The following is a 25,988-nucleotide window of genomic DNA, read 5'->3' on the forward strand; positions in this document are numbered from 1 at the left end:
GTGTTCTTGTCGCCTATGGAAGGCGGCTTTTTCAGGAGCGTAGGCGGATAATTGCGCTCTGGCAAACTAAGGAAGTTCCGGAAAAGCCGGCTTGGCTTGCCTTTTCGTTCGCAATTCGCCCAAAAGCTTGTCAAAAATTATCATTGCAGGGAAATTACGTCAATAGTACTGACATAATCTCTCTTTCCCACGGAGAAATGATGACGGATCGTAGCCACGCAGCCGGGAAACCGATCAGGACCGCGATGTCAGACGAGGACGGCATCGACTTCGCCATCATCGAATTGCTCTTCTTTGCCTATCGTGACTTCACCTCCGATCCGGATCAGATCCTGGCCGACTACGGCTTCGGCCGTGCCCACCACCGGGTGCTGCATTTCGTCAACCGCAGGCCGGGCCTGACGGTCGCCGAATTGCTCGACGTGCTGAAGATCACCAAGCAGAGCCTGGCTCGCGTGCTCAAGCAATTGATCGACACCGACCATGTCGTGCAGTTGCAAGGTCCACGCGACCGCCGCCAGCGCGAGCTTTATCCGACGGCCAGGGGCCGTGCGTTGGCGTTGGCGCTGGCGCGGCCACAGTCGCGCCGCATCCATGCTGCATTGGAAGATTCCGGAATAACCGAACGGACCTTGGTGGAACGGTTCCTCGAAGCGATGGTCGATCCGGAACTGAGGGCGCAGATCGACCTGGGGTCCGCAAAAATGTCAGGGAAAAACCATGGAGAGCACTGAACGGGTAGATCACGCGGCCGCACCGGACGACGACGCACCGCATTTGCTTGTGGTCGACGACGACACCCGCATCCGAAATCTTCTCAAGCAGTATCTGACCGAAAACGGCTTTCGCGTTACTGTCGCCGGCAATGCCGGCGAAGCCAGGCGCAAACTTGCCGGCCTCGACTTCGACCTTCTGGTGCTAGACGTCATGATGCCCGGCGAGACGGGCGTCGACCTGACCAAGTCGCTGCGCGCCGAAAAGAACGTACCGATCCTGATGCTGACGGCGCTGTCGGAGACCGATAGCCGCATCAGCGGGTTGGAGGCCGGCGCCGACGACTATCTGCCAAAACCTTTCGATCCGCGCGAGCTGATCCTGCGCATCAACAATATCCTGCGCCGCGGCGGCCCGACGAGCACGCCGAAGGTCGAGCAGCTGGTCTTCGGCCCCTACACCTTCCAGATCGCCAGGCGCGAATTGAAGCGTGGCGGCGAGGCGCTGAAGCTGACCGATCGCGAGCAGGAGATCCTGGCGATCTTTGCCGCGCGGGCAGGTGAGACCATACCCCGCCACGAGCTTGTCGGCGACGATTCGGAAGTCGGCGAGCGCACCATCGACGTCCAGATCAACCGGCTGCGTCGCAAGATCGAGCGCGATCCATCCAATCCGGTCTGGCTGCAGACCGTGCGCGGTATTGGGTATCGGCTCAGCGTGGAATAGAATGCCGCCTGCGGCCGGCTGAACGGCCGCGGGTGAGCGAAAAGAGCGAATGGCAACCACGGAACTGGAACAGCCGGGCAATGGCGGCTTGAGCGCACGCGCCACGCGGACGCTGAAGGCCGTGCCGCGCGCCTGGAACCGCTTCTGGCGCCTCGTGTCGCTCTATATGCCAAAGCGGCTTTACGCCCGCTCGCTGATTATCGTCATCGCGCCGATGATCCTGCTGCAATCGGTCGTTGCCTTCGTCTTCATGGAGCGCCATTGGGCAACCGTGACGCAGCGCCTGTCGCAGGCCACCGTACGCGACATCGCCGCCATCATCGACCTGATCGAGACCTATCCGCACGACGCCGACTACACCAACATCATCCGCATCGCCCAGGATCGCATGCAGTTGAAGGTCGACCTGCTGCCGCCCGACCCCTTGCCGCCGCCTGGACCCAAACCTTTCTTCTCTATCCTCGACGATGTTCTCTCGTCCGAAATCACCCGCCAGATCAACCGTCCATTCTGGATCGACACGGTCGGCAATTCCAACATCGTCGAGGTGCGCGTCCAGCTCGAGAACAAGGTGCTGCGCGTCTTCGTGCGCCGCAGCCAGGCCTACGCCTCGAACACCCACATCTTCCTGATCTGGATGGTCGGCACCTCGCTCGTGCTCCTGATGATCGCCATCCCCTTCCTGCGCAACCAGATCCGGCCGATCCTGATGCTTGCCGAAGCTGCCGAAAGCTTCGGCAAGGGCCGGCCGATGCCGCGCGACTTCCGGCCGCGCGGCGCCGAGGAGGTTCGCCGCGCCGGCTTTGCCTTCATGCAGATGCGCGAGCGCATCGAACGCCAGATCGAGCAACGCACCGCCATGCTGACCGGCGTCAGCCATGATCTGCGAACCATCCTCACCCGTTTCAAGCTGCAGCTTGCGCTGGCCGGCGGCAAGGCCGAGACCAAGGCGGCGCTCGACCAGGACATCGACGACATGCAGTCGATGCTGGAAGGCTATCTCGCCTTTGCCCGTGGCGAAGCTTCGGAAGACGCCGGGCGGTTCGATCTCGAAGCCTATTTCGAGAAGCTCGGCGAGGAAGCCAGGCTGCGCAAGCGCAAGCTGTCGACGACGCTTGCCGGCGACCCCGATGTGCATGTGCGGCCGAACGCCTTCGCCCGACTGATGTCCAATGTCATCGGCAACGCCTTCCGCTATGCCAAGACGGTGGAGGTCAACGCCACCCATGGCCGCGGCTCGCTGCTGGTCACCATCGACGATGACGGCCCAGGCATTCCGGCCGACAGGCGCGAAGAGGTGTTCAAGCCCTTCGTGCGGCTCGACGAGGCGCGCAACCTCGACGCCAGCGGCACCGGGCTCGGCCTGTCGATTGCCCGCGACATCGCTCGCAGCCATGGCGGCGATATCACCCTGGACGACAGCCCGCTCGGCGGCCTGCGCGCCGTCATCAAGGTTCCTGCATAGTCGGCGGAACACGGGCTTCATCCGCCCGTCATGAAACCGTGGTCAAGGACGCCCATGAAGCGCGCGACCTCAGTCGATTCGGCCCTGCCGCCTCACTTCGACCCCGTGCCCGCCCGGGTGCGCTGGAGCGAAGCGAGGGCAGCCGGCTGGTCGCCGTTCAAGCATCGTCTCAAAGCAACCGTCGACCTTTCCTGCAAAGGGCCGCCATGCGCATATTGATGGTCACCGACGCCTGGCGCCCGCAGGTCAATGGCGTCGTCCACACGCTGGAACGGCTCACCGAGACGCTGAAATCCTTCGATGTCGCGGTGGATTTCCTGACGCCCAACATCTTTCGCACGCTGCCCTTGCCGACCTACCCCGACATAAGGCTGGCACTGACCACCCCCGGCCATGTCGCGCGCCTGATCGACGCCGGCAAGGCCGACCACATCCACATCGTCACCGAGGGTCCGCTGGGCATCATGGCGCGGCGCTATTGCCGCAATGCCGGCCGGCCGTTCACCACCAGCTATCACACGCGCTTTCCCGAATATCTCAGCGCCCGCCTGCCGGTGCCGGAGAGCTGGACCTATCGTTGGCTGCGCGATTTCCACAATTCCGGGCAGGGCACGCTCGTCGCCACCCAGTCGCTCGCCGACGACCTCTCGGCGCGCGGCTTCAGCAAGCTGCGGCCGTGGACGCGCGGCGTCGACACCGACCATTTCCGGCCGGACAAGAAGAAGGACCTCGGCTTCCCCGGGCCGGTCTTCCTCTGCGTCGGCCGCGTCGCCATCGAAAAGAACCTGGGTGCATTCCTCGAACTCGATCTGCCCGGCAGCAAGGTGGTCGTCGGCGAGGGTCCGGAGCTTGCCAGGCTGAAGGCGAAATTCCCACAAGCGCATTTCCTGGGCCACCGCCCCAATGACGAACTGGCGGAGATCTATGCCTCGGCCGACGTCTTCGTCTTCCCCAGCCGCACCGACACGTTCGGCAACGTCATCATCGAGGCACTGGCCAGCGGCACTCCGGTCGCCGCCTATCCGGTGACCGGGCCGATCGATATCGTCGGCGACGGTTTTGGCGGCGCGGTGTCGAACGACCTGCGCGAGGCAGCACTTGCCGCCCTCAATGTAGACCGCGCGCAAGCACGCGAACGCGCCATGCGCTACAGCTGGAAAGCCTGCGCCGAAATGTTTCTCAATACGGTCGAAGAGGCGCTCGGCACGTCGCGGAAGCTGGCGGCCTGACGGAGGCGCAACCGCAATGAATGCTCGGAACCGGCGCGAAGGAACGCAACGGTCTAGTCTAAAACAATCTGCCGCCATCCGGCACCTTGCGCTCGATGGCGCCGAGCACCACCGCGCCCTCCTCGTCGGGAAAGCCGAGCGTCAGCACTTCCGACATGAACGGCCCGATCTGGCGCGGCGGGAAATTGACCACCGCGAACACCTGCCGGCCGACCAATGTCTCCGGCGTATAGTATTTGGTGATCTGCGCCGACGACTTCTTGACGCCAATGCCGGGGCCGAAATCGATCTTCAGCTTGAATGCCGGCTTGCGCGCCTCGGGGAACGGTTCGACCTCGACGATGGTGCCGGCGCGGATGTCGACACGATCGAAATCGGCAAAACTGATCTCGGGCTTAAGCGCGCTGCTCGAACTCATCTTCCGTTTCTGCTGGTTCAGGCGTTGCCGTAGGTCTCGAACAGCACGCCAGCCAGCGCGTCCTTGGCCGAGGTTCCCGACCAGACGACGAACTGGAACGCCTGGAAATAGCACTCGCAGGCTTCCAGCGCGGACGACAGCAAGACCTCGACCTGCTGGCTCGACGGCTCGACCCCGCCGGCCAACAGCAGCGACTGGCGGAACATGATCGCGCCCTCCTGCTCCCAGAGGTCGAAATGGCCAAACAGCATCTGTTCGTTGATGAGCGACAAGAGCCGCATCACTTCCAGCGCGCGGGTCTCCGGCACCTTGATGTCGAAGGCGCAGGCCAGGTGCAGCGCCTCGAAATCCTCCATCCATGAGAAGGAAACGTGATAGTCGGTCCAGCTTCCGGCAACCGAAATCGAAATTTCGTCGTCGCCGGCCCGCTCAAAGGACCAGTCGTTGTTGTGGGCCACCTGCTCGATAACATCCACCGGATGGATTTCGCGGGAGAATTCGAGTTCGAGAAGTTCCATGGAATGCTTCCTGTCGTTCTGTACGAGCGCCGCCACACGCTCAGCGGGAGGGCACACACAACGAACAATCTTGTCTAGAACTCGGACGGCCAGGACTTTCTTCGCGCAAAGACCACTTCTCGACACAAAGACCCCGGACCGGACCCCACCGCCCGGCCACATGACCCTGCTCCGAATCATGCAACAAATTCAGTCTATTGATCGGGAGTCGCGTGAACAGCCCAATTTTTCGCACTGCGTCATTCGCATGTGGAAAGCCGCTGTCACAAAGATTCATGCAATGCCGTTAAGCGATTCACGGCAAAGCGCTTTTCAGGATCGGGCTATGTGGAAAAGTTTAACGATTATTTTTTTGCGCGGGGCTTGGCCGCCGCCGCCGGTGAGGCGTCACCGGCCAGTTCGGCAAGCTTGGTCTCGAGCGCCTCGATGCGGGCGGAAAGCCGGGTGTTTTCTTCCCGGGCCTTGGCAGCCATCTCGCGCGCGGCTTCGAACTCTTCGCGCTGCACCACGTCCATTGTGTTGAGAATGCGCTCGGCCTGGCCCTTGAAGGCGGTCTCCACCTCACGGCGCACGCCCTGGGCGGCGCCGGCGGCATCGGTCATCAGCTTGGCGAATTCATCGAGAATGCGGTTCGGTCCGGTAGACATGGCAAATCCTCGCGCTTGCACAAATTGACGTAGTGGCGCTGCGCGTCGAATGCAAGCATGTTGCGCCGCGTTGCGGCATCAAGTCGAGAGCGCCCACCTTGCCTTGACCGTGCCAAAAGCCTGCCGCATGGTCCGCGCACAAACGCGTTTTGCAACCGAGAGTTCCCCGTTGAACGAATATTTCCTGCTGCCGCTGGCCTCCCTGCCCTTCCCCAACATCAACCCGATCCTCATCCAGATCGGGCCGCTGGCGGTGCATTGGTACGGCGTCGGTTACATCGTCGGCATCCTGTTTGCCTGGTGGTATGCCAAGCGGCTTGCCGCCAGTGCCAAGCTGTGGCCGAACGGCGTCCTGCCGATGAAGCCGGTGGACCTCGACGATTTCATCGTCTGGGCGGCCATCGGCGTCGTGCTGGGCGGCCGCACGGGCTATGTGCTGTTCTATGATCTGCCGCGCTACATTGCGCACCCGCTCGATATCTTCGCGGTCTGGCAAGGCGGCATGTCGTTCCATGGCGGCCTGCTTGGCGTTATCCTCGCCATGACGCTGTTTTCGATCAAGCGCGGCATCCGCACATGGTCATTGTTCGATGTCGTGGCCGCCGGCGTGCCGGTTGGCCTTGGCCTGGTGCGCGTAGCCAACTTCATCAATTCCGAGCTGTGGGGCCGGCCGACGGACGTGCCCTGGGCGTTCGAATTCCCCAATGGCGGGCCGTTTGCCCGTCACCCCAGCCAGCTCTACGAGGCGCTGCTCGAGGGTGTGGTGCTGTTCCTCGTGCTGCGCATCCTCACCCATTGGCGCCTCAAGCTGAAGACGCCGCGCTTCGTCGGCGGCGCCTTCATCTGCGGCTACGGCCTGTCGCGCATCTTCGTCGAGTTCTTCCGCGAGCCCGACCAGCAGCTCGGCTATCTCCTCGGCACCAACTGGCTGACCATGGGCATGATCCTGTCGACGCCGATGGTGCTGGCCGGCATCTGGGCGATGCTGACCGCCAAGCCGGTGGCACAGCCGCAGCCGATATGACCCGGCTGAAGACCCGCATCGTCGACCTGATCGAGGCATTGGGGCCGCTTCCCATCAACGAATACATGGCGCTTTGCCTCTTCGACCCGCAGGACGGTTATTACATGACGCGCGAGCCCTTCGGTGCGGCCGGCGACTTCATCACCGCGCCCGAGATCAGCCAGATGTTCGGCGAACTGGTCGCTGTGTGGGTGTACCAGGCCTGGCTGGCGAGCGGCCGGCCGCTGCCGGCCACCATCGCCGAGATCGGCCCCGGCCGCGGTACGCTGATGAAGGACATGCTGCGAACGCTGTCGCGGCTAGATCCAGAACTCGCCAACGGCGCCACCTTCGCCATGATCGAGACCAGCCCACGCCTGACAGAAGTCCAGCAACGGACGCTTGGCGTCACACCTTTCGCGGTTCGTTGGCACGAAACCATCGAGACGCTGCCGCGGCAGCCGCTGTTCATCGTCGGCAACGAACTGTTCGACGCCGTGCCCGTCCGCCAGTTCGTCCGCGCCGGCGCCGGCTGGCGCGAGCGCATGATTGGTCTGGATGACACCAACGAACTGCGCTTCTTCGCCGGTGCCGGCTCGGTCGACCCGACGCTGCTGCCCGCCGATGCCGACGGTGCACCGCAAGGCGCTATCGTCGAAGTGGCGCCTGCCCGCACGGCACTGATGGCGGCCATCGCAGAGCGCATATCAAGGCATGGCGGTGCCGGCCTGTTCCTCGACTATGGCCATCTCCAGCCGGGCGTCGGCGACACGCTGCAGGCATTGCGCGGCCACAATCGCGAAGATGTGCTGGCAAATCCCGGCGAGGCCGACCTCACTACCCATGTCGATTTCGCCGCCCTTGCCGCAGCCGTTCGCGGGCACGGCCTCGACGCCCATCTGTCGACGCAGGGCGATTTCCTGCTCGGCATGGGGATTCTCGAACGCGCCGGCCGCCTCGGCGCCGATGCCGGCCAGGCGACACGCGACAACATTACTGAGGCCGTCGAGCGCCTCGCCGCTCCGCAAAACATGGGCGCACTGTTCAAGGTGCTTGCGGTGCTGCCGCGCGGCGTGGCCGTCCCACTCTCTGCAACAACGACCTTCGCGGCGGATTGACTTTTCACCGCCGCCCCTCCCAATCTCCCGTCCGGCGAAAAGAGACGGTCACACCGCCCAGCCCCGCCTCCTTCTCGACGAAGCACCTTCTTCTTGACGAAACCGCCCACACGGACAACAACGCCCGCATGCTGAATCAGACCAAACCGGATCCCGTTCGGTCGCCGCTGCTGGACAAGGCGCAGGCACAAGGCATCCGCCACGGCTATTTTACCCGCATTGGCGGTGTCTCCAGCGGTATCTATCATGGCCTCAACATCGGCACCGGATCGAACGACGATCAGGCCCTGGTGGCCGAGAACCGCGCCCGGGTCGCTGCGTGGATGGGCGTGCCGGCGCGCCATCTGTTGACCGCCTGGCAGATCCACTCACCCGATGTCATCGTCGCCCGGGAACCCTTTGCCGGCGAGCGCCCCAAGGCAGACGCCATCGTCACCGACCGGCCGGGCGTCGCCATCGGCGCCTCGACCGCCGATTGCGGTCCAGTGCTCTTCGCCGATCCGCAGGCGCGCATCATCGGCGCCGCACACGCCGGCTGGAAAGGCGCTTTCACAGGCGTGCTTGAAAACACCGTCCTCGCCATGGAAAGTCTCGGTGCCCATCGCCAAAACATCGTCGCCGTGCTCGGCCCTTCGATTGGCCCGCGAAATTATGAAGTCGGACCGGAATTCGTTGCCCGCTTCGTTGAGGCCGACGGCGAAAACATCGGCTATTTCGCGCCTTCCGCCAACGTCGGCCATGCGATGTTCGACCTCAACCGCTACACGGTCGACCGGCTGGCCAAGGCCGGTGTGACAGCCGACGGCCTCGGACGCTGCACCTATGCCGAGGAAGATCTGTTCTACTCCTACCGGCGCGCCACGCACCGCAAGGAGCCCGATTACGGCCGGCAGATTTCGGCAATCGTTTTGGAGAGGGAATAATGGCGCTGCATTTTGAACGATCCGAATTCGACGCGCGGCGCGACCGGCTGATGATCGAGATGGCCGAGAAGAAGCTCGACGCCATCCTCCTGTTCGCGCAGGAGAGCATGTACTGGCTGACCGGCTATGATACGTTCGGCTTCTGCTTCTTCCAGTGCCTGGTGGTGAAGGCCGACGGTTCGATGGTGCTTCTGACCCGCTCGGCCGATCTGCGTCAGGCGCGCCAGACCTCGATCATCGACAACATCGTTCTGTGGACCGACCGCGATGGCGCCAATCCGGCGGTCGACCTGCGCAATCTGCTCAACGAACTCGACCTGCTCGGCGCTCGCATTGGCGTCGAATACGACACTCACGGCCTGACCGCCTTCAACGGCCGCCGGCTCGACGAACAGTTGCAGACCTTCGGCCAGATCGCCGATGCATCCGGCATCGTCGGCCGGCTGCGCCTGTTCAAGAGCCCAGCCGAAATCGCGAAGGCCGAGAAGGCCGCCAATCTCTCGGACGACGCGCTCGACGCGGCCTTGCCGCTGATCAAGCAGGGTGGCGACGAAGCCTTGATCCTGGCTGCCATGCAAGGTGCGATCTTCGCCGGCGGCGGCGACTATCCAGCCAACGAGTTCATCATCGGCTCCGGTGTCGACGCCCTGTTGTGCCGCTACAAGGCCGGCCGCCGCAAGCTCACAAAGAACGACCAACTGACGCTTGAATGGGCTGGCGTCTTCAACCACTACCATGCGCCGATGATGCGCACGGTGCTGACCGGCAAGGTCTCCAAGCGCCATCAGGAGCTGTTCGACGCCGCCCGCGCCGCCCTTCTGGCCGTCGAGAAGGCGATGACGCCGGGCAACAGCTTCGGTGACGTGTTCGACGCCCACGCCCGCACCATGGAGGCGCACGGCCTGACCAAGCACCGGTTGAACGCCTGCGGCTATTCGGTCGGAGCCCGCTTCACGCCCTCCTGGATGGACATGCCGATGTTTTACCAAGGCAATCCCGAGCCGATCGCGCCCAACATGACGCTGTTCGCCCACATGATCATCATGGATTCCGACACCGAGACGGCAATGACGCTTGGCCGCACCTACCTGACCACCGAATCCCAGCCGAAGCCGCTGTCCCGCCATGATCTCGACTTGATCGTACAGTGAATCCATAATGGGAGGCGTTCTTCGCCAAGGAGTTAGAAGGCAAATGAGACGATCGCATGTGACGACCGTGTCATTGCTTGTGGCATTGGCTCTTGGCGCCTGCACCAACGCAAAGGACGTGCTCGAACCCTCTGCCATCACCCCGCCGGCAACGTCGACCCAGACACTGCCCGCCACATCAGGCAACACTGCAGCCGCAGTTCCGGCCCCGGGCGGCCCTGCCACCACCGCGGCGGGCGCTCCTGCAACCACCACACCGGTCACATCAGCCCAAAGCGCCGCCGCCCTGGCGAGGACCCGGCTGCAGATCGCGCCGATTGTCGGCGCGTCGGTCGAGGCCGCGACACCACTGACGGCGGAACTGCAGACGCGCGCCCGGCAGCGCGGCATCACGCTCGCCGGCAGCGCCGACCAGACCGCGACGCATGTGCTCAAAGGCTATTTCTCGACGATGTCTGAAGGCACCGATACCACCGTCATCTATGTCTGGGACGTCTATGACCCGGCAGGCAACCGCCTGCACCGCATCAACGGCCAGCAGAAGGCGCCTTCGGTTAGTGGCGGCGCCAGCGGGGCCGGTGACAGCTGGAAGGGGGTCTCGCCAGCCACCATGCAGGCGATCGCCGACCAGACCATCGACCAGTTCGCGGCCTGGCTTGGCGGCAAGGCGGGCTGAAATGATTTCTACCGGCGATGGTGCAAGGCTTTCCTAGGATTATCCGGCGGATTCCCGATCTCGGTGCTTGCAATACCGGCGCGGGCCGCTAAAAGCCCGGTTAAAGGGCGCAGGCGAGTCCGTCAGGGCTTTCCATCCTCCACCAGGAACGGTGCATGAAACTCTTCGCGGGCAATTCCAACAGGGTGCTGGCCGAAGCGGTCGCCCGGTACCTCAACGTCCCGCTGGGCAAGGCCACCGTCAGGCGCTTCGCCGACCAGGAAATCTTCGTCGAAATCCAGGAAAATGTGCGCGGCGAGGATGTCTTCATCCTGCAGTCAACCTCGTTCCCGACCAACGATCACCTGATGGAACTGCTCATCATGATCGATGCCTTCATGCGCTCATCGGCCAAGCGCATCACGGCGGTCATCCCCTATTTCGGCTACGCCAGGCAGGATCGCCGCGCCTCCGGCCGCACGCCGATCTCGGCCAAGCTGGTCGCCAATATGATCACCCGCGCCGGCGTCGACCGAGTTCTGACGCTCGACCTGCACGCCGGCCAGATCCAGGGCTTCTTCGACATCCCGACCGACAATCTGTTCTCGGTGCCGGTGATGGCCCGCGACGTGAAGGCCAAATACAAGCAGCTCGGCAACGTCGTGGTGGTGTCGCCCGACATCGGCGGCGTGGTGCGGGCGCGCGCGCTTGCCAAGCGCTTCGACGCGCAACTCGCCATCGTCGACAAGCGCCGCGAGCGACCCGGTGAATCGGAAGTGATGAACATCATCGGCGCGGTTGCCGGCAAGGATTGCCTGCTGATCGACGACATCGTCGATTCCGGCGGCACGCTGTGCAACGCCGCCGATGCGCTGCTGGCCAACGGCGCCACCAGCGTCACCGCCTATATCACCCACGGCGTGCTGTCGGGCGGCGCGGTTGCCCGTATCAGCAGCTCGAAACTGCAGGAACTGGTGATCACCGATTCCATCCAGCCGACCCAAGGCGTGCTCGATGCTCCCAACATCCGCGTCATCTCGATCGCCGACCTGATGGGCGAAGCCATTTCGCGCACGGCGACCGAGGAATCGGTGTCCAGCCTGTTCGACTAAGACCGATATCTGACCTTACGGCGCGGGGCCCTCCAGCCGGACCGGACCGATCAGGCGACGAGCGACTTCGAGCTTTCGCGTGCGCCGCGCATGTAGCCGCGCGGCGAGGCGCCCAGCATGCGCTTGAACATGGTGATGAAGGCCGGCACGCTGTCATAGCCGAGATCGAGCGCCACCCTGGTGATCGGCTCGCCGTCGGCCAGCCGCGGCAGCGCCGCGAACAGGCAGGCTTGCTGGCGCCATGTCGACAGCGACAGGCCGGTCTGGCGCTGGAAGGCGCGGGTGAAGGAGCGGCGGCTCATGCCGGCGGCATCGGCCCACTCGTCGATCGTCGCGTGCGGCGAAGGTGCGGCGACGAAGCGCCGACAGAGTGCCGAGAGCCTGGGATCGGACGGGAACGGCAGACCGAGCGGCCGTTCCGGCAGGGTCGGGATTTCGTGCAGCAGCAGATTCATGATCAGCCCGCCGCGCCCTTCCAGCTCGCCGCCTTGCGGCAGCTTTTCCGATTCCACGATCAGGCTATGCATCAGGTCAGTGACGCCGACGACGCGCAAGCCTTCCGGCAGCCCGGGGATCGCCTGCGGCATGACATAGACCGAACGCATCGACACATCGCCCAGCATCTCGACGGAATGCTCGGTGCCGGCTGGAATCCACATCGCATGGTCGGGCGGCACCATCCAGCGACCGTAGCGCGTGGTCACCAGCACGACGCCTACCAGCGCATGAAGCAACTGACTGCGACTGTGGCGGTGCAGCGGCACACGATAGCCGTCAGGATATTCGGTCGGCAGCGCCACCGCCGGCCCGGCCACTTGCTCCAGCCACTGCCATCGGCGCTCGTGCAACTGCTCGAGATCGGCACTGCCGGCGTGGAAGACTTCTTTGCCGTGCGGCATCTTGTATTGGCCCACTTGCGAAACTATTGGACCAAACCACGAAAGAAGTCACCCTGCAAGCAGCTTATAAGGCAACCGTTCCTTAGGCGGCCTTCAGCAGCGTCCGCCAGTTTGCCCTGCGGGCGTGCCGCCAAAAAGATCACGGAGCCTACCTTGACCGATACGACAGCCGCCAGCGTCGCCTCACCGACCGCCAGTCACGCTTCAGCCCAGGCGACGGCCTTCACCGTCATCCTGGCGGTGAGCTTCTGCCATTGCATCAACGACATCATGCAATCGCTGCTATCGGCCATCTATCCCTTGCTGAAAGAGAATTACGGCCTCGATTTCTGGCAAATCGGCCTTCTGACCTTCACCTTCCAGGTGACCGCATCGCTGCTGCAGCCGGTGATCGGCATGATCACCGACAAGCGGCCGATGCCCTATTCGCTGCCCTACGGCATGGCATCTTCGCTGATCGGCCTGGTCGTGCTCGCCTATGCCGGGCACTATTCGCTGCTCCTGGTCGGCGCCTCGCTGATCGGCATCGGCTCGGCGATCTTCCATCCGGAATCCTCGCGCATCGCCCGCTTCGCCTCCGGAGGCCGCTTCGGTCTGGCGCAGTCGCTATTCCAGGTAGGCGGCAATTTCGGTCAATCCATGGGCCCGCTGCTGGCTGCCTTCATCGTCGTGCCGTTCGGCCAGACCAGCATCTCCTGGTTCGCTGTCGGCTCGCTGATCGGGATCATCGTTTTGTGGCGGGTCGGCGGCTGGTACAGCCGGCTGCGCGCCGCACAGGGCAATCGCAAGACGGCAAGCTTCGCCTCGCCCTTCCCGCGCCGCAAGGTGATGTGGGCACTGGCGGTGCTGACGCTGCTGGTGCTGACCAAGAACGCCTACATCGCCAGCCTCGCCAGCTACTACACCTTCTATTCAATCCATAAGTTCGGCGTTTCGGTGCAGATGTCGCAGGTCATGCTGTTCCTGTTCCTCGGCGCCTCGGCGCTAGGCATCCTGCTTGGCGGCCCGTTCGGCGACCGCTATGGACAAAAGGCCATGATCTGGTTCTCCATCGTCGGCGTGCTGCCCTTCACGCTCGCCCTGCCCTACGCCAACCTGGAATGGACGATGGTGCTGACGGTGCTGATCGGCCTGATCCTGTCATCGGCCTTCTCCAACATCGTCGTTTTCGCCCAGGAACTGGTGCCGGGACGTGTCGGCATGATCGCCGGCATCTTCTTCGGCTTCGCCTTTGGCATGGGCGGCATCGCGGCTGCCGTGCTCGGCGTGGTCGCCGACATGAAGGGCATCGATTATGTCTTCCAGGTCTGCTCGTACCTGCCGCTGCTTGGGCTGCTGACCGTGTTCCTTCCGAATATGAAGGAAGCTAGGAAGGCTCAGGCGGTCGCTGCAAGCCGGTAAGGCCGGGCGATATAGGCACCCGCCCAATGGCGGGTGCCTGCTGGAAAATATCCTAGCTAGGCCTTGAAGAAGGCCAGCAGGTCGGCGTTGATGACGTCGGCATGGGTCGTGGCCATGCCGTGTGGGAAGCCCTTGTAGACCTTGAGCTCGCCTTTCTTGAGCAGCTTGATCGTCAACAGCGCCGAATCGGCTATTGGGACGATCTGGTCGTCGTCACCGTGCATGACCAGAACCGGCACGTCGATCTTCTTCAGGTCTTCGGTGAAGTCGGTCTCCGAGAAGGCCTTGATGCAATCATAATGCGCCTTGGTACCGCCCATCATGCCCTGGCGCCACCAATTGTCGATGATCCCCTGCGAGATTTCCGCGCCCGGACGGTTGAAGCCGTAGAACGGACCTGCCGGGACATCGCGGAAGAACTGGGCGCGGTTGGCCGCCTGGGCGGAGCGGAAGCCGTCGAAGACCTCGATCGGCAGGCCGCCGGGATTGGCCGCGGTCTTGAGCATGATCGGCGGCACCGCGCCGATCAGCACCGCCTTGGCGACACGGCCGCCCGAGCCGTATTGAGCGACATAGCGCGCCACCTCACCGCCACCGGTCGAATGGCCGACATGGATGGCGTCCTTGAGATCCAGACGGGCGGCGAGATCCGCGACATCGGCGGCGTACGTATCCATCTCGTTGCCAATGTCCGTCTGGGTCGAGCGGCCGTGCCCGCGCCGATCATGGGCAACGACCCTGTAGCCTTGTGACAGGAAGAACAGCATCTGGGCGTCCCAGTCATCGCTGCTCAATGGCCAGCCATGATGGAAGACGATCGGCTGCCCGGTCCCCCAGTCCTTGTAGTAAATTTGCGTTCCGTCCTTGGTGGTGATCGTGCCGCTGCCGGAGCTGGGCTTGGGTTGCGAGGTCATCTCAATCTCCGTTGTGTTGACTTCGCGATAAACGATATCGCGATAACTATCTCTATCGCGGTTCGAAAACCTTGTCCATAAAAATATATATCGCGATATCGTTTTTCGTGGTATTGAACCAACTGCCATACCGGCAGAAGGAAATGCGCCGTGCCTCTCCCGTTGGACAATCAACTTTGCTTCACGCTCTATGCCACCAGCATGGCGATCAATCGCACCTACAAGCCGATGCTGGACAAGATGGGCATCACTTATCCGCAATATCTGGTTCTGAACGCGCTTGGAGAGACCGATGGTATGTCCGTTGGCACGGTCGCCCGTCGGCTCGCTCTGGAATCGAGCACCGTCACGCCACTGGTGAAGCGGATGGAGCAGGCTGGACTGGTGACCCGCCAGCGCAGCCAGACCGACGAGCGCCAGGTGCAGGTCGATCTGACCGCCGCCGGTCGCGCACTGCTTGTCCAGTGCAACTGCCTCAACGAGACCTTGATCGAGCGCTCAGGCATGACTCTGGCACAGCTTGATGCTCTGAATCGACAGATCAGGGCACTGCGCGCCGCGTTGAGTGGCGACCACTAAGCCACACCCCTTGCGTGCCCGCCTGGCTCTGCCGTTGGTCGATAGCAATCGGCGAGGCCCGTGAGCCATGGCGGCCAAAGGCAGCTAAGCCTAACCTCGGAGAGCAGGCGCAATCATGCCGATTTAAGCACGGTGAATGGGCGTTTGCGGATGGTCCGCTTTGGCTGGTAACTGACGGCGGGAGCGGGACGGCCGACATGAAAGCCTTGGACCTTGTCTATGCCGAATTCGCGCATGAGGGCCATCTGTTCGTCGGTTTCCACCCCTTCGACCAGGATTTTGTGGCCGCGATTCCGCACCAGGGTGATAATGTCCTGGAGCATTGCCTTGCCGTTCGGGGCGCTGCAATCGTGCAGGAACGAGCGATCGATCTTTACCGTATCGAAATCGATCAGGCGGAGCCACGAAAGGCCCGCGAAGCCCGTCCCGAAGTCGTCAAGCCATATCTTGATCCCCAGCAGCTTCAGGTCGCTGATGCACCGAAGAATGTCCGAATGCATCTCCATCTCCAGCCCTTCGGTGATCTCGAAGGCCAGCCTGCTTCCGGAGACGCCGGTCTCGCCCAGAATGGTCGCTACCGACGTTGCAAAGCCAGGTGTCTTGAGCTGGATCGGAGAGACGTTGACACTAACGACGCGGACGTAATCGTCCGCCAGGAGCTCGGCGCACACCGTTCTTATTGCCCAGCGCCCGAGTTCCAGGATTGCGCCGGTTCGTTCCGCGACGGGAATGAACAGGCTCGGCGGAACCGACGTGCCGTCCAGCATTTTGAGGCGCATCAGAGCCTCTACGGCTTCAACTCGGTCCGTTTTGACATCCTGGATAGGCTGGTAAACGAGTGACACGAGGTTCTGGCCGATAGCGATCTTCAGCAAAGCCGCAATGTTCTCGCTCTCGTCGCTGCTCTGGGGATCGGAGGGGTCGAACAGGCGAGCACAGTTTCGGCCACCGGCTTTTGCCAGATAGAGTGCGCGATCAGCCTCGTGGATGATCTTCTCCAGCTTGGCGCCAGTCTGCGTTCTGGTGAACGCAGCGCCAACGCTCACGGTCACGATCGAGACGCCGTCTCGCCGCAGCTCATGGATGAGCGCCAGGTTCTCCACCGTGCTGCAAATGGCTTCCGCGATCTCCAGGATCTGCTCTTTGTTCTCCACGCGAGCCAGGATAATGAACTCTTCACCGCCGTAGCGGCCGATGGAGCCATTGTACTGCCTGATCATTTCGCTAAGAGCATTGGCGACATGGATCAGGCAGCGGTCGCCTTCCTGATGGCCGTAACAATCATTGAACTTCTTGAAGAAGTCCACGTCGATGAGGATCGCCCCAAAACTGGTGCCAACCTTTTGCCAGTCGTTCCAGTAGTCCCTTAGCTTCTCGTCGATCGCCCGCCGGTTCTCCAGGCCTGTAAGCGGATCGGTCCGCGACAGTCTCAGCAGGGCCTTACCGCGTTCGGTCGCCTCGTTGTGCTGGATCTTCGCTTCCAGGGCGTTCAGGAAGACGTTGTAGCGCTCTTCATTCAGTTTCCAGTTGACATATGAGGTAAACGTGAAGCAAGAGATATAGAAAGTTCCGAATACCATCTTGTATATTAGCGTCGAAGGCACGAAATAATTTACCACGTACAGTATACACAATATTATTGTGGAAGTTACTATCGAAAGTTTGAAATTGAACGTGAAGAAAAGATTGGCGCTCATCATGAAGATGGTGCCGAAGACCATATAGTAAGAGACGCTTTCTTTGTCCGCACCAAAAACTGCAGGGCACAGCCAACCGACATAGCCAAAGATGATGGCTCCGGCGCAAGTGACGTCAAGCCATTCCGTTGCTACCTCCCGGCGAAGCTGCGCTTCCAGGATCAAAAGCGCAGTCAATCCGACCGCGAAGCGCGCAGTGATCGTGTATGCAGCCACATCGGGGATCAGCAGCAGATCCGTTGCAGAAAACAAGAGATAGATGACAACGGCCATCCAAAGCCCTGGCCGGGCTTCCCCTCTTCGCGTCGCATGAGCTTCCGTACGGTAGAGGGCGCGGAGCTCGTCAGTCCCCAGTTCATAGCGCGGTTCGTACGGCTCCGCATGAACAGTATCGGCCAATGCGGATGACGCGTGATCGTTCATCACAGCAAACCCCGTTTGAAGGGGATTTTCGGCTCCGAACTCATTTCTAGTTTCTGCCCTCACGCAGGCCGACTCCCTGGACGCGACAGCGATTGCGACGCCACGCGTACAAATGCAATCGCGCAGGACAAGTTTCCGTTAACTCGAAACCCGAATCCGGCCCGGAAGAAGTGCAATGATTAAAGATGGTTAGCGGGAAATTAATCATAACGCTAAAATGCGCCCGGCCCATCATTGGCAAATGGAGCATTCTACGCAATAAGTTAACTGACTGTTAACTATGGAGCGTTGGTGTGCAAACCGTTCTTGATGGAAAAAGCCTGATTACTGCCGAGATGCTCGCCGGAAGTCTGCCTCGGGGAAGACCCGAGGATCACGGCGAAGTCTTCGAAACCGCTCGTGCAGAGCTTGCACTCATTCTCCATGCGACCCATCAGCAAATCGAACAAGGAAAGGACCCCGCCGAGGTCATTCGTAGTCTGATGTCGCACCTCAACGCGACACGTGCCAAAGTTCATCCCGACGTTTGGCAAGCATTGATACCGGTGGTGCAGAACCATCCGGTCCTGGAGTATTTTCTCGAGGATCCGCTTACGCGGTGGTCTTTCAGCAAGCCCAGAGGTTATGCTGGTGATGCGGAGTTGCTCGACTACATCTATTGTGATCCGCACGTGGCCGAGAGCGTGGCAAACGCCTCGGAGATCGGCAAGGCGCTCTATACCCATACCCAGGACGTCCCGTCTTGCGTCGCTGCACGGGAACGACGTGACCTATTGACCCGCTATGTCGATGAGATCGCGGCCAAGAACGGACCGGAAACCGAGATCCTGGCGATCGCGGCCGGGCATTTGCGGGAGGCCAATCGCTCGGTCGCCCTGGCGGAAGGACGTCTCAAGCGTTGGGTTGCGCTCGACCAGGATCCACAGAGCGTTGGGTTGATCGCACGTGACTTCCAGGGCACCGCGATCGAGGCCGTCGACGGGTCGGTGCGGACCGTGCTCACGAGGGGCCACAGGCTGGGCAAGTTCGACTTCATCTACGCCTCCGGCCTTTACGACTACCTCCAGCACAACGTCGCCGTAAAACTCACGAAGACCTGCCTGCAGATGTTGAAGCCGAACGGGACATTTCTCTTCGCGAACTACGCCGAGGACAATCCTGACGCCGGCTACCGGGAGACCTTCATGGACTGGGTGTTGCTGCTGCGATCGGAGGTCGACATGTGGAACATCGTCAATGCCAGCGTCGACCGCAACGCCGTCAACGCGCAGGTGTTCTTTGGCGAGAACCGCAACGTGCTCTATGCCGTCATCGAAAAGCGGGGATAATCACCGCCCCGAACTGCGCGCCGGCGGACGTGCCTTTGGCTGACGTGCCTTTGGCTTGCACCTCCGGCCGCCTTCCGCTATAGAGCCGCCACCCGCGTAGACACCCTTGGAGGCAACGCGGCGGAAGGCCGCCTTCCCGCACGATCCCGAAAAGTGGATTCCGGTTTTCGGACCAGATCATGCATGGGTATGTCGGCTTTCGACGTTTACGGCCAGGCAGGTTGCCAACCGTAAGCGCTCCAGAACAAACCGAAAGGAAATGCCATGAGCCACGACACTTACGAGCTCAAGGCCGAAGCACGCGAACAGGTCGGTAAGGGGTCCGCCCGTGCAGTTCGCCGCAACGGTAAAGTGCCTGCAGTAATCTATGGTGACAAGCAGCCTCCCCTGGCGATCGCACTCACCTACAAGGACATCTACTACAAGATCCATGGCGGCGGGTTTTTGACCACGATCGCCACGATCGATGTCGACGGCAAGAAGATCCAGGTCCTGCCGAAGGACTTCCAGCTCGACCCGGTCAAGGATTTCCCTGTCCATGTCGACTTCCTGCGCATCGGCAAGGACACCCAGGTCAATGTCGACGTGCCTGTCCATTTCATCAATGAGGACAGGTCGCCCGGCATCAAGCGCGGCGGCGTGCTCAACATCGTGCGTCACGAAGTCGAGTTCCACTGCCCGGCCAATGCGATCCCGGAATTCATCACCATCGATCTCACCGGCGCCAACATTGGCGACTCGATCCACATCTCGTCGGTCAAGCTGCCGGCTGGTGTGAAGCCCGTGATCTCCGACCGCGACTTCACCATCGCGACCATTGCCGGTTCGTCGGCGATGAAGCCGGAGGCGGAAGAGACGACTGAAGTGGCTGCACCCGAAGCGGCTCCCGCCGCCGAAGAGAAGTAACTCTTTCCCGCTCGGAGCAGACGATGCTTGTCTTTGCAGGCCTCGGCAATCCGGGCGCGAAATATGCCAACAACCGCCACAATGTCGGTTTCATGGCGGCGGACGCAATCGCCCGCCGCCATTCCTTTTCGCCCTGGTCGAAGAAATTCCAGGGCCTGATTTCAGAAGGCACGCTCGGCGGCGAAAAGATCGTCCTGATCAAGCCGCAGACCTTCATGAACTTGTCCGGCCAGTCGATCGGCGAAGCGCTGCGCTTCTACAAGCTCGAGCTGTCCGCACTCACCGTATTCTATGACGAGATCGACCTTGCCGAAGGCAAACTGCGCATCAAGACCGGCGGCGGCGCCGGCGGCCATAACGGCATCCGCTCGATCGATGGCCATGTCGGCAACGCCTACCGCCGCGTGCGCATCGGCGTCGGTCACCCCGGCGTCAAGGAAATGGTCCAGCACCATGTGCTCGGCGATTTCGACAAGGTCGACCGCGAATGGCTCGAACCGCTGCTCGACGCAATCGCCGAGAACGCCGCCATGATCGCCAAGGGCGACGACTCCGGCTTCATGAACAAGGTCAGCCTCGCCGTCCAGGGCAAGGCCGGCACGGAACCAGAAAAGCCGGCGCAGAAGCAGCAGGGCCCCAAACACCAAAGCCACATCCGCCAGGCACGCCCGCAGCAGGCCCCCGCCAAACCGCCTGAGACCGGCCCGATGGCCGCCATGCTGAAGAAGCTGTTCGGCGGCAAGGACTGAGCGGGATCGGCGCCACAGGGCTTGACGTTGATCACCCCTATCGCCCATAGCCCTGATCAAATTTCTATTTCCCTATAGGACCGGACAAAAAATGGGTTTCAAATGCGGCATCGTTGGCTTGCCCAACGTCGGCAAGTCGACGCTTTTCAACGCGTTGACCAGGACGGCGGCGGCGCAGGCCGCCAACTATCCGTTCTGCACCATCGAACCGAACACCGGCGAGGTAGCGGTGCCCGATCCGCGCCTGCAGAAGATCGCGGCGATCGGCAAGTCGAAAGAGATCATCCCGACCCGCATCTCCTTCGTCGACATTGCCGGCCTGGTGCGCGGCGCCTCGAAGGGCGAAGGGCTGGGCAACCAGTTCCTCGCCAACATCCGCGAGGTCGACGCCATCGTGCATGTGCTGCGCTGCTTCGAGGATGACGACATCACCCATGTCGAAGGCCGCATCGACCCTGTTGCCGACGCCGAGACGGTCGAAACCGAGCTGATGCTCGCCGACCTCGACAGCCTCGAGCGCCGCATCGTGCAATTCCGCAAGCGCGCCGGCAGCAAAGACAAGGAAGCGACCACCGTGCTGCCGATGATGGAGGCAGCGCTCGAACTGCTGCAAGCCGGCAAGCCGACCCGCATCCTGCTTAAGGGCATCTCGGCGGAAGACCTGCGCATCCTGCAGGGGCTGAACCTTCTGACCTCGCATCCCGTACTATATGTCTGCAACGTCGCGGAGGCCGACGCCGCCACCGGCAACGAACACACCAAGGCCGTCGAGAAGATGGCCGCCGCGCAAGGCGCCGGCACCGTCGTCATCTCGGCCGCAATCGAGGCCGAAGTCGCCCAACTCTCCGACGAGGAAGAGATGGAATTTCTGTCCTCGCTGGGCCTCGACGAACCCGGCCTGAACAAGGTCATCCGCGCCGGCTACGATCTGTTGCATCTGATCACCTATTTCACCGTCGGGCCGAAGGAGACGCGCGCCTGGACCATCCACAAGGGCGACAAGGCCCCTCAGGCGGCCGGTGTCATCCACACCGATTTCGAGCGCGGCTTCATCCGCGCCCAGACCATCGCCTACAATGATTTCATCACGCTTGGCGGCGAAGTGGCGGCCAAGGAAGCCGGCAAGGCGCGTGACGAAGGCAAGGAATACGTGGTCCAGGACGGCGACATCCTGCTGTTCAAGTTCAACACCTGACGCCTCAAGCGGCCGGGTATCCAAAACATCCCGGCGAGCTTTTTTCTCGACGAGTTCTTCCGAGCGGCCGACGCCCATCCGCCGGGCAGCCGCTTGTCTTGATTTTGTCATGCCACAGGTCTAAGCGGCAGGCGCGAGGTCGGCGCTGGCGCCGAGAACCGTGCAATCCGACACGACGCGTCAATCCGAACGCACCCTTTAATCCAGCAAGGGAGACCCGGCGATGATCAAGGCCTTCGTCGTGGACAATGACCGCCTGCGCGCCGTCGATGAACTCTTGGCAAACAGCGACAATGTCGTCTGGGCCGATCTGCTTAACCCGACCAAGGAAGAGGAAGCGGCGATCGAGGCGTGGCTCGGCGTCGCCATTCCGACGCGCGAGGAGATGGAGGAGATCGAGATTTCGAGCCGCCTCTATGTCGAGGATGGCGCCTACTTCATGACCGCCACCCTGCCCGCCCAGACCGAAATCGACGATCCCCTGATGTCGCCTGTCACCTTCGTGCTGGCCGGCACCAGGCTGATCACCGTGCGCTACCACGAACCGAAGGCCTTCAAGACCTTTCCGCAGCGCGCCGAGAAGGTGGCGACCGGCTGCACCAGCGGCGACACCATCCTGATCGGGCTGCTGGAGGCGATCGTCGACCGTCTCGCCGATATTCTGGAACGCGCCGGCCGCGACATCGAAGTAATCTCGCGCGACATCTTCGAGGCGCGGTCGACCAAGGTCTCCAAGCGCAACCGCGACTTCCAGGAGCTTTTGAAAGCGATCGGCCGCAAGGAGGACATCGCCTCCTCGATCCGCGACAGCCTGATCTCGCTGCAGCGCCTGGCCGGCTTTTTCGCCCATGCCTCGACCCGCACCAAGATGAGCAAGGACACCAAGGCGCGCATCAAGACGCTGTCCCGCGACGTGCTGTCGCTCGCCGACCACGCCACCTTCCTGTCGCAGAAGATTTCCTTCCTGCTCGACGCGACGCTTGGCATGATCTCGATCGAGCAGAACGCCATCATCAAGATCTTCTCGGTTGCCGCCGTCATCTTCCTGCCGCCGACGCTGGTCGCCTCGATCTACGGCATGAACTTCGACGTCATCCCCGAGCTCAAATGGGAACTGGGCTATCCCTTCGCGATTGCCATGATGGTGTTGTCGGCGATCCTGCCGTTCTGGTATTTCCGGCGCCGCGGTTGGCTCTGATCCGCCCGCCAAAGGCCATGCAGCCACGACTTGGCGCTATAGAAATCTCTTGACCAAATGTGCTGCGGCCTGCATCCGGAAACCCTTCGTCAGCCGGATTTCAGACCATGACTGCAAAACCAAAAACCTGGGCCTTTGAGGATTTCGTCGAGGGCGCGTCGCTCGATCTTGGCTCGAAGCTGGTGAGCGCCGCCGAGATCGTCGAATTCGCCGGAGAATTCGACCCGCAGCCGATGCATCTCGACGAGGAAGCCGGCAAGGCCAGCATTCTGCGCGGGCTGGCCGCTTCGGGCTGGCACACCTGCGCCATGTTCATGCGCATGCTGTGCGATGCGTTCCTGCTGGACTCCACCTGCCAGGGTGCACCCGGTGTCGACCATGTCAAATGGAAGAAGCCGGTCCTGGCCGGCGACCAGCTCACCGGCACCCTAGTGGTTGTTGCCAAGCGCCTGTCGAAATCGAAGCCGCAACTCGGCTTCGTGACAATGCGCAGCGAGCTGTTCAACCAGCGTGGCGAAAGCGTCTTCGAGCTTGAGAATTCCGCCATGTTCCTCACGCGCGATGCCGCGGGGAGCCAAGCATGACACTGGACGATTTCTTCCGCATCGGCACCACCGTGACGCTCGGCTCGCACACATTCGAGCCCGAGGCGATCAAGGCGTTCGCACGCAAATACGACCCGCAAATCTTCCATGTCGACGAGGACGCAGCGAAGAAGAGCGTGCTCGGCGGGCTCTGCGCATCCGGCTGGCACACGGCGGCAACCTGGATGAAACTCAATCTCGAAAACCGCATGGATGCCGAGATCGCTGCGTGGAGCGGCCCCGGTCCGGTGCCGGAATTCGGCCCCTCGCCCGGTTTCAAGAACCTGAAATGGCTGAAGCCGGTCTATGCCGGGCAAACCATCACCTTCACGCGCACGGCGCTGTCGCACCGCCCGATCGCCTCACGCCCCGGCTGGCGGCTGCTGGCCCTGCGATGCGAGGCTTTTGAGCCGACTGGCGACATGGTGCTGGCGTTCGAGAGCGCGGTGCTGGTGAAGACGGGTGAGTAGCCGGTTCGGCGAATTCATCGTGCCAGCGGCACGATGAAAGGCCAACGAATGCTGCGAAGCAGCGGGGACCGCCCGGGCGGTCGTGATCAATCGCTTTTCAAACCCCTTCAAACCCAATCAGCGTCCGCACCGGCACGCCAAGCGCTTCGAGCTTCGCGCGGCCGCCCAGGTCCGGCAGGTCGATGACGAAGCAGGCGGCGAGGATATCCGCGCCGATCTGGCGCAGCAGCTTGACCGCCGCCTCAGCGGTGCCGCCGGTGGCGATCAGATCGTCGACCAGGATCACCTTCTCGCCGGGCGAAACGCCGTCCTTGTGCATCTCCATCTCGTCCAGCCCGTATTCCAGGCTGTAGGCGACGCGCACCGTCTCGAAGGGCAGCTTGCCCTTCTTGCGGATCGGTACGAAACCCGCCGAGAGCTGATGGGCGACGGCGCCGCCGAGGATAAAGCCGCGCGCCTCGATGCCGGCGATCTTGTCGACCTTCTGGCCGGCATAAGGATGCACCAGCTCGTCGATGGCGCGGCGGAAGGCGCGCGCATTGCTGAGCAGCGTGGTGATGTCGCGAAACAGGATGCCGGGCTTGGGATAGTCCGGAATGGTGCGGATGGCGGCAAGCAGCGTGTCTTCTAGTGAGGATTTCATGTGTCGAGATTACCTGAAACGGAGGTTGTTGCGCGACAATTGTTCGATCGAACTGCAGCCCATCAGCTTCATGCCGCGTTCGATCTCGGCCCGCATCAGTTCAAGCGCCCGTTCGACGCCGGGCTGGCCGGCCGCTGCCAACGGGAACAGATAATAGCGGCCGACGCCGACGGCTTTTGCGCCGAGCGACAGCGCCTTCAGCACATGCGTACCACGCTGCACACCGCCATCCATGATGACGTCGATCCTGTCTCCGACCGCATCGACAATCTCGGCAAGCTGGTCGAACGCCGCCCGCGAGCCATCCAGCTGCCGGCCGCCATGGTTCGACAGCACAATGCCGCTGCAGCCGATGTCGACGGCACGCCTGGCGTCCTCAACCGACATGACGCCCTTAAGGCAGAACGGACCCGACCACAGCTTGACCATCTCGGCGACGTCGTCCCATGTCATCGACGGGTCAAGCATCTCAGTGAAGTAGCGGCTGATCGACATCGTGCCGCCACCCATGTCGACATGCTCGTCGAGCTGCGGCAGCTTGAACCCTTCGTGGGTGAAATAGTTGATCGCCCAGGCCGGCTTGAGCGCGAACTGCAGCATCCCGGCCAGATTGAGCTTGAAGGGGATGGCAAAGCCGGTGCGCTTGTCGCGCTCGCGGTTTCCCCCGGTGATGCTGTCGACGGTCAGCATCATCACCTCGACGCCAACCGCCTTTGCCCGCTGCATCATCGCCCGATTGAGGCCGCGATCTCTATGGAAATAGAACTGATAGACCTGCGGGCTGCTGCTGATCCGGCGCGCCTCTTCAAGGCTGACGGTGCCAAGCGAGGAGACGCCGAACATCGTGCCATATTTGGCGGCGGCCTTGGCGACCGCGCGCTCGCCCTGATGGTGGAACAGCCGCTGCAAGGCGGTCGGCGAGCAATAGAACGGCATCGCCAGCTTCTGGCCCATGACCGTCACCGACATGTCAATCTCGCTCACCCCGCGCAAGACATTGGGAACCAGGTCGCAGGTGTCAAAGCTTTCAGTGTTGCGGCGGTAAGTGACCTCATCGTCCGCCGCGCCGTCGATGTAGTTGAAGATCGGCCCCGGCAGCCGCTGCTGCGCCATGCGGCGGAAATCCGAAAAATTGTGACAGTCCTTTAGCCGCATCATCGAAATCCAAACACCATGCCGTCGACAATTCTTTTTTCAAAGATGCTGTGTGGCATACCACAGGGCGCCGTGCCAACGGAGTGCCCATCCGGTGAAGACCGCAGGTAGCTCAAGCCTGTTCCTAAAAGTTTGATCGGAGCGCCACGACTAGTTCTGCGGCTCTAT

General features: G+C 62.2%; 26 protein-coding genes and 1 pseudogene. 19 read left to right on the forward strand and 8 right to left on the reverse strand.

Annotation, left to right across the window (positions count from 1 at the left end; all coding sequences use genetic code 11):
- Window positions 1–200: 200 nt before the first annotated feature.
- From NKJ01_RS19325 to NKJ01_RS19340, 4 genes are all read left to right on the forward strand, one after another.
- Window positions 201–734: a MarR family winged helix-turn-helix transcriptional regulator gene (locus NKJ01_RS19325; RefSeq protein ID WP_031260729.1), complete on the forward strand. Its 534-nt coding sequence runs from the start codon at window positions 201–203 to the stop codon at window positions 732–734.
- On the forward strand, window positions 721–1,440 hold the full coding sequence (locus NKJ01_RS19330) for a response regulator (RefSeq protein ID WP_023761217.1): 720 nt from the start codon (window positions 721–723) through the stop codon (window positions 1,438–1,440). The genes NKJ01_RS19325 and NKJ01_RS19330 overlap by 14 nt, the downstream gene beginning before the upstream one ends.
- Window positions 1,441–1,489: 49 nt before the next feature.
- Entirely contained in the window at window positions 1,490–2,905 is a 1,416-nt protein-coding gene (locus NKJ01_RS19335) for an ATP-binding protein (protein WP_352730161.1), read from the forward strand.
- A gap of 206 nt (window positions 2,906–3,111) precedes the next feature.
- Window positions 3,112–4,134 (forward strand): glycosyltransferase family 4 protein, encoded by a 1,023-nt coding sequence (locus tag NKJ01_RS19340; RefSeq protein WP_352730162.1) that lies wholly within the window; start codon window positions 3,112–3,114, stop codon window positions 4,132–4,134.
- A gap of 58 nt (window positions 4,135–4,192) precedes the next feature.
- Here the strand turns inward: NKJ01_RS19340 and NKJ01_RS19345 are convergent, their stop codons facing one another.
- From NKJ01_RS19345 to NKJ01_RS19355, 3 genes are all read right to left on the reverse strand, one after another.
- Window positions 4,193–4,552, reverse strand: a complete 360-nt coding sequence (locus tag NKJ01_RS19345) for a tRNA-binding protein (protein WP_023761213.1) — start codon at window positions 4,550–4,552, stop codon at window positions 4,193–4,195.
- 17 nt (window positions 4,553–4,569) lie between these two features.
- Window positions 4,570–5,070 (reverse strand): type III secretion system chaperone family protein, encoded by a 501-nt coding sequence (locus tag NKJ01_RS19350; protein WP_013893499.1) that lies wholly within the window; start codon window positions 5,068–5,070, stop codon window positions 4,570–4,572.
- Window positions 5,071–5,414: 344 nt separating this feature from the next.
- Window positions 5,415–5,717 (reverse strand): accessory factor UbiK family protein, encoded by a 303-nt coding sequence (locus NKJ01_RS19355; protein ID WP_352730164.1) that lies wholly within the window; start codon window positions 5,715–5,717, stop codon window positions 5,415–5,417.
- Window positions 5,718–5,886: 169 nt separating this feature from the next.
- Here NKJ01_RS19355 and lgt point away from each other — a divergent pair, with 169 nt between their 5' ends.
- The 6 genes from lgt to NKJ01_RS19385 all read left to right on the forward strand — a co-directional run bounded on the left by lgt (window position 5,887) and on the right by NKJ01_RS19385 (window position 11,679).
- Window positions 5,887–6,741: a prolipoprotein diacylglyceryl transferase gene (lgt, locus tag NKJ01_RS19360; protein WP_352603456.1), complete on the forward strand. Its 855-nt coding sequence runs from the start codon at window positions 5,887–5,889 to the stop codon at window positions 6,739–6,741.
- Complete coding sequence (locus NKJ01_RS19365) at window positions 6,738–7,838, forward strand: class I SAM-dependent methyltransferase (protein WP_352730166.1); 1,101 nt, start codon at window positions 6,738–6,740, stop codon at window positions 7,836–7,838. The genes lgt and NKJ01_RS19365 overlap by 4 nt, the downstream gene beginning before the upstream one ends.
- Before the next feature lie 128 nt (window positions 7,839–7,966).
- Window positions 7,967–8,761, forward strand: coding sequence for a peptidoglycan editing factor PgeF (pgeF, locus tag NKJ01_RS19370; protein ID WP_352730168.1), 795 nt, complete (start codon window positions 7,967–7,969; stop codon window positions 8,759–8,761).
- Entirely contained in the window at window positions 8,761–9,912 is a 1,152-nt protein-coding gene (locus NKJ01_RS19375) for a M24 family metallopeptidase (RefSeq protein ID WP_023761207.1), read from the forward strand. Before pgeF ends, NKJ01_RS19375 begins: the two co-directional genes overlap by 1 nt.
- Window positions 9,913–9,955: 43 nt before the next feature.
- Window positions 9,956–10,588, forward strand: coding sequence for a hypothetical protein (locus tag NKJ01_RS19380; protein WP_352730170.1), 633 nt, complete (start codon window positions 9,956–9,958; stop codon window positions 10,586–10,588).
- 155 nt (window positions 10,589–10,743) lie between these two features.
- Window positions 10,744–11,679 (forward strand): ribose-phosphate pyrophosphokinase, encoded by a 936-nt coding sequence (locus NKJ01_RS19385; RefSeq protein ID WP_352730171.1) that lies wholly within the window; start codon window positions 10,744–10,746, stop codon window positions 11,677–11,679.
- Window positions 11,680–11,694: 15 nt separating this feature from the next.
- Here NKJ01_RS19385 and NKJ01_RS19390 read toward each other — a convergent pair.
- Window positions 11,695–12,578 (reverse strand): annotated as a pseudogene (locus NKJ01_RS19390) (AraC family transcriptional regulator).
- A gap of 153 nt (window positions 12,579–12,731) precedes the next feature.
- Between NKJ01_RS19390 and NKJ01_RS19395 the strand changes: the two are divergent.
- A complete protein-coding gene (locus NKJ01_RS19395; protein ID WP_352730173.1) occupies window positions 12,732–13,979 on the forward strand; it encodes an MFS transporter in 1,248 nt (415 codons plus the stop codon).
- Between the two features lie 56 nt (window positions 13,980–14,035).
- Here the strand turns inward: NKJ01_RS19395 and NKJ01_RS19400 are convergent, their stop codons facing one another.
- The gene (locus tag NKJ01_RS19400; protein WP_352730175.1) at window positions 14,036–14,893 is read right to left on the reverse strand and encodes an alpha/beta fold hydrolase; all 858 of its coding nucleotides are present in this window, start codon (window positions 14,891–14,893) and stop codon (window positions 14,036–14,038) included.
- 150 nt (window positions 14,894–15,043) lie between these two features.
- Between NKJ01_RS19400 and NKJ01_RS19405 the strand changes: the two genes are divergently transcribed.
- Entirely contained in the window at window positions 15,044–15,472 is a 429-nt protein-coding gene (locus NKJ01_RS19405) for a MarR family winged helix-turn-helix transcriptional regulator (protein ID WP_352730177.1), read from the forward strand.
- A gap of 113 nt (window positions 15,473–15,585) precedes the next feature.
- On the opposite strand, the gene NKJ01_RS19410 is transcribed toward NKJ01_RS19405, so the two are convergent.
- A complete protein-coding gene (locus tag NKJ01_RS19410) occupies window positions 15,586–17,592 on the reverse strand; it encodes a putative bifunctional diguanylate cyclase/phosphodiesterase (RefSeq protein WP_352730179.1) in 2,007 nt (668 codons plus the stop codon).
- A gap of 293 nt (window positions 17,593–17,885) precedes the next feature.
- Here NKJ01_RS19410 and NKJ01_RS19415 point away from each other — a divergent pair, with 293 nt between their 5' ends.
- The 7 genes from NKJ01_RS19415 (at window position 17,886) to NKJ01_RS19445 (ending at window position 24,022) form a co-directional block, all read left to right on the forward strand.
- A complete protein-coding gene (locus tag NKJ01_RS19415) occupies window positions 17,886–18,920 on the forward strand; it encodes a class I SAM-dependent methyltransferase (protein ID WP_023760730.1) in 1,035 nt (344 codons plus the stop codon).
- A gap of 264 nt (window positions 18,921–19,184) precedes the next feature.
- Complete coding sequence (locus NKJ01_RS19420; RefSeq protein ID WP_023760729.1) at window positions 19,185–19,826, forward strand: 50S ribosomal protein L25/general stress protein Ctc; 642 nt, start codon at window positions 19,185–19,187, stop codon at window positions 19,824–19,826.
- A 23-nt stretch (window positions 19,827–19,849) separates the two neighbouring features.
- Entirely contained in the window at window positions 19,850–20,575 is a 726-nt protein-coding gene (gene pth, locus NKJ01_RS19425) for an aminoacyl-tRNA hydrolase (protein WP_352730181.1), read from the forward strand.
- Window positions 20,576–20,666: 91 nt separating this feature from the next.
- Window positions 20,667–21,770: a redox-regulated ATPase YchF gene (gene ychF, locus NKJ01_RS19430; protein ID WP_352730183.1), complete on the forward strand. Its 1,104-nt coding sequence runs from the start codon at window positions 20,667–20,669 to the stop codon at window positions 21,768–21,770.
- A 223-nt stretch (window positions 21,771–21,993) separates the two neighbouring features.
- Window positions 21,994–22,968 (forward strand): magnesium/cobalt transporter CorA, encoded by a 975-nt coding sequence (gene corA, locus NKJ01_RS19435; protein WP_023760726.1) that lies wholly within the window; start codon window positions 21,994–21,996, stop codon window positions 22,966–22,968.
- Between the two features lie 107 nt (window positions 22,969–23,075).
- The gene (locus tag NKJ01_RS19440; protein WP_352730185.1) at window positions 23,076–23,552 is read left to right on the forward strand and encodes a MaoC family dehydratase; all 477 of its coding nucleotides are present in this window, start codon (window positions 23,076–23,078) and stop codon (window positions 23,550–23,552) included.
- Window positions 23,549–24,022: a MaoC family dehydratase gene (locus NKJ01_RS19445; protein ID WP_352730187.1), complete on the forward strand. Its 474-nt coding sequence runs from the start codon at window positions 23,549–23,551 to the stop codon at window positions 24,020–24,022. Before NKJ01_RS19440 ends, NKJ01_RS19445 begins: the two co-directional genes overlap by 4 nt.
- Window positions 24,023–24,119: 97 nt before the next feature.
- On the opposite strand, the gene NKJ01_RS19450 is transcribed toward NKJ01_RS19445, so the two are convergent.
- Entirely contained in the window at window positions 24,120–24,665 is a 546-nt protein-coding gene (locus tag NKJ01_RS19450; protein WP_023760724.1) for an adenine phosphoribosyltransferase, read from the reverse strand.
- Window positions 24,666–24,674: 9 nt separating this feature from the next.
- Window positions 24,675–25,820, reverse strand: a complete 1,146-nt coding sequence (locus tag NKJ01_RS19455; protein WP_352730189.1) for an alpha-hydroxy acid oxidase — start codon at window positions 25,818–25,820, stop codon at window positions 24,675–24,677.
- Window positions 25,821–25,988: the final 168 nt, after the last annotated feature.

It is taken from the genome of Mesorhizobium sp. M0276 (assembly GCF_040321755.1).
Taxonomy (GTDB): Bacteria; Pseudomonadota; Alphaproteobacteria; order Rhizobiales; family Rhizobiaceae; genus Mesorhizobium.